The organism is Actinokineospora sp., from assembly GCF_050699995.1.
In the GTDB taxonomy this organism is placed as follows: domain Bacteria; phylum Actinomycetota; class Actinomycetes; order Mycobacteriales; family Pseudonocardiaceae; genus Actinokineospora.
Window position 1 is genome coordinate 1 of record NZ_JBOHGC010000148.1, and the last position, 2854, is coordinate 2854.

General features: G+C 68.5%; 4 protein-coding genes. All 4 read left to right on the top strand.

Going from position 1 to position 2854, the window contains the following annotated elements:
- Nucleotides 1-832: thiolase family protein (locus ACRDSQ_RS08665; protein WP_431420274.1), on the top strand; the 832-nt coding region annotated here is incomplete at its 5' end.
- A gap of 11 nt (nt 833-843) precedes the next feature.
- Nucleotides 844-1815: a Zn-ribbon domain-containing OB-fold protein gene (locus ACRDSQ_RS08670; protein WP_431420275.1), complete on the top strand. Its 972-nt coding sequence runs from the start codon at nt 844-846 to the stop codon at nt 1813-1815.
- A complete protein-coding gene (locus tag ACRDSQ_RS08675; RefSeq protein WP_431420276.1) occupies nt 1812-2615 on the top strand; it encodes an enoyl-CoA hydratase/isomerase family protein in 804 nt (267 codons plus the stop codon). Before ACRDSQ_RS08670 ends, ACRDSQ_RS08675 begins: the two co-directional genes overlap by 4 nt.
- 19 nt (nt 2616-2634) lie before the next feature.
- The coding region (locus ACRDSQ_RS08680; protein WP_431420277.1) for a 3,4-dihydroxy-2-butanone-4-phosphate synthase at nt 2635-2854 on the top strand (220 nt) is incomplete at its 3' end.

Consider the following 2854-nt stretch of genomic DNA (forward strand, 5'->3'; position numbering starts at 1 on the left):
CGTGGTGGCCTACGACAAGCTCTCCGAAGGAGCGCTGCAGTACTCGATCTCCACGCTGTACGACCCGTTCTGGGGCCGCGAGTTCGCCGTCGGCATCATGGGATTCTCCGCCGCCTACTGGCGGGCCCGGATGGAGCCGCTCAGCCACACCGAAGAGGCCGCGGCGATGGTGTCGGTGAAGAACCGCCGCAACGCGATCCGGAATCCGTATGCGCACGTCAAGAAGGAAGTCACCGTCGAGGACGTGCTGAACTCGCGGCCGCTGTGCACCCCGATCAAGCTGCTCGACGTGCCGCCGATCTCCGACGGCGCCTGCGCGGTCGTGTTGGCGAGCGAGGACGCGGCGAAGAAGTCGCCGAAGCCCGCGTGGATCCGGGGCATGTCCTACTACTGCGAGGCGGAGAACGCGATCAACCGCTCGATGCTGCAGTCCGAGCCGCTCACCCTGGCGGCACAGAAGGTCTACAAGCAGGCGGGCATCACGAATCCGCGGCGCCAGTGCGACGTGGTCGAGGTCCAGGAGCCGTACACCTGCTTCGAGCTCAGCTACTACGAGGGGCTCGGGCTGTGCGAGCAGGGCGGCGCGGCGAAGCTCATCGCCTCGGGCGCGACGGAGTTCGACGGTGACATCCCCGTGAACCCCTCCGGTGGCTGCATGGGCGCGAACCCCATCGGCGCCACCGCGCTGATCCGGCTGGCCGAGGTGGCTCAGCAGGTCCGCGGCCGCTGCGGCGAGCACCAGGTGCCCGACGCCAAGGTCGGCCTCATGCAAGCGGGCGGCGGCTGGGCGAACCTGCGCGGGGTCGCCGTGGTCAGCTCGACGAAATCCTGAGAGGAACGACAGTGACTGCTGGACTGACTGCTGGACCTACTGCTGGTGGACTGCGGACCGGGATCGACCAGGCCCCGGTCATGGAGACGACCCTGACCATGCCGTACACGCTCACCATGGGCCGTGCGGCGGGGACTTTCCTGACGGAGTTGCGCAATCAGCGCATCGTCGGCACGCGTTGTTCGGTGTCCGGCGATGTCACCGTGCCGCCCGCCGACTTCTCCCGGTCGGGTGGCGAGACCGAGTTCGTCGTCCTGCCCGGGACGGGCGACATTCGCGCCTGGACCAGGACACCCGCGGGCGTCCTCGCGACGATCCGCCTCGATGGCGCGGACACGGACCTGGTGCACCGGATCGTCGGGGACACCGACGACGTGCGCAACGGCGCCGCGGTCCGCGTGGTGTGGGCGCCCGACGCGGAGGGTTTCGACGTCCTGGCCGGGTTCGAGCTGGGCGAGGCAGGCCAGTCCGATGGCCAGGTGGTCGTCACGCCGCTGGAAACCGACAGCGAGGCGATCGCGGAGTTCCCGTACCGGCTCGACCTCGACTACAAGCACTCCTACGGGCCGTTCTACGGCCGCATGTTCGACGAACTGGGCTCCCACCGTCGCCTCGTGGGGACCAAATGCCCGTCGTGCCGCAACGTTCTTGTACCCGCGCGGGGCAACTGCGACGTGTGCTTCGTGCCGACCGGCCAGGTCGTCGACGTCGCCGACACCGGCACACTCCAGGCGTTCTCGGTCATCCACCTCGAGTTCGTCGGACAGACCCGCAAGCCGCCCTACGTCTACGCCGAGATCAATCTGGACGGTTCGGCCACCAGGCTCATCCACACCGTCGGCGGTGTCGACATGGCGAGGGCCGAGGAGCTGCTCTCGATCGGCATGAAGGTGCGCGCGGTGTGGAAGCAGGACGCGCCCACCAGGGGCACGCTCTCCGACATCGACTACTTCGAGCCGGTCCTTGAGGACGGTTCGCGATGAGCGATGTCGCAGCGCCCGCGTTCGAGAACCTGAGCTTCGACGTCGCCGAAGGTGTCGCGACGATCCGGCTCACCCGGGTCGCCGCCCGCAACGCGCTCAACATGGCGTTGAAGCGGGACCTGTCGGAGGCGATCGCCCTCGCCGGTGCACGTGACGACGTCCGGGCGGTCGTCGTGACCGGTGATGGAGGCGCCTTCTGCGCGGGCGGTGACATCGAGGAGATGGTCCTCAACGACAGCCCGACCACGAGCCGGGCCCGGCTGCGCAAGCTGCTCTCCGACATCTTCATCCCGCTCGCCGAGCTCGAGAAGCCGACCATCGCCGCGGTCAACGGGCATGCCCACGGCGCGGGCCTCAGCCTGGCCCTCGCGTGCGACCTCGTGATCGCGGCGGACGACGCGCTGTTCTCCTGCGCGTTCGCGAAGGTCGGGCTCGTTCCCGACTGTGGGTCGCTCTACTTCCTGCCCCGCCGGATCTCCATGACCCTCGCGAAGGAACTCATCTTCACCGGTCGGCGGTTCGGCGCCAAGGAAGCGCAGGAGATGGGCCTGGTCAATCGGGTGGTGCCCACCCCCGAGGTGCTCGCGGAGGCTCAGGCGCTCGGCAAGGAGCTGGCCGCCGGTCCCACCGTGGCACTCGGGTTGGCGAAGACGCTGCTCGCCCGCTCCCTTCAGCTCGGGATCGGCGACATGGCCGAGCTGGAGGCGTTCGGCCAGGCGGTCGCGTACGCGACGGAGGACCACCTCGAAGCGCGCCGCGCCTTCTCATCGAAGTCGCGGCCGAAGTTCAACGGTCGTTAGAAAAGCAGGGAGCGCAGTGATGGTCGAGAAGGCAACGAGCGAGACGGTCGAGTTCTGCGCCCCCGAGGAGGCGATCGCCGCGATCGCGCGCGGCGAGATCGTCGTGGTCGCCGACGACGAGAACCGGGAGAACGAAGGCGACCTGATCATGGCCGCCGAGTTCGCGACCGAGGAGGCGATGGCGTTCTTCGTACGCCATACCTCGGGTGTCGTGTGCGTCGGCATGGACGGGGCACGAC

Bases quoted from the DNA above. Each gene is read 5' to 3' on its own strand.
- ACRDSQ_RS08675 (WP_431420276.1), top strand. From the start codon at position 1,812: ATGAGCGATGTCGCAGCGCCCGCGTTCGAGAACCTGAGCTTCGACGTC.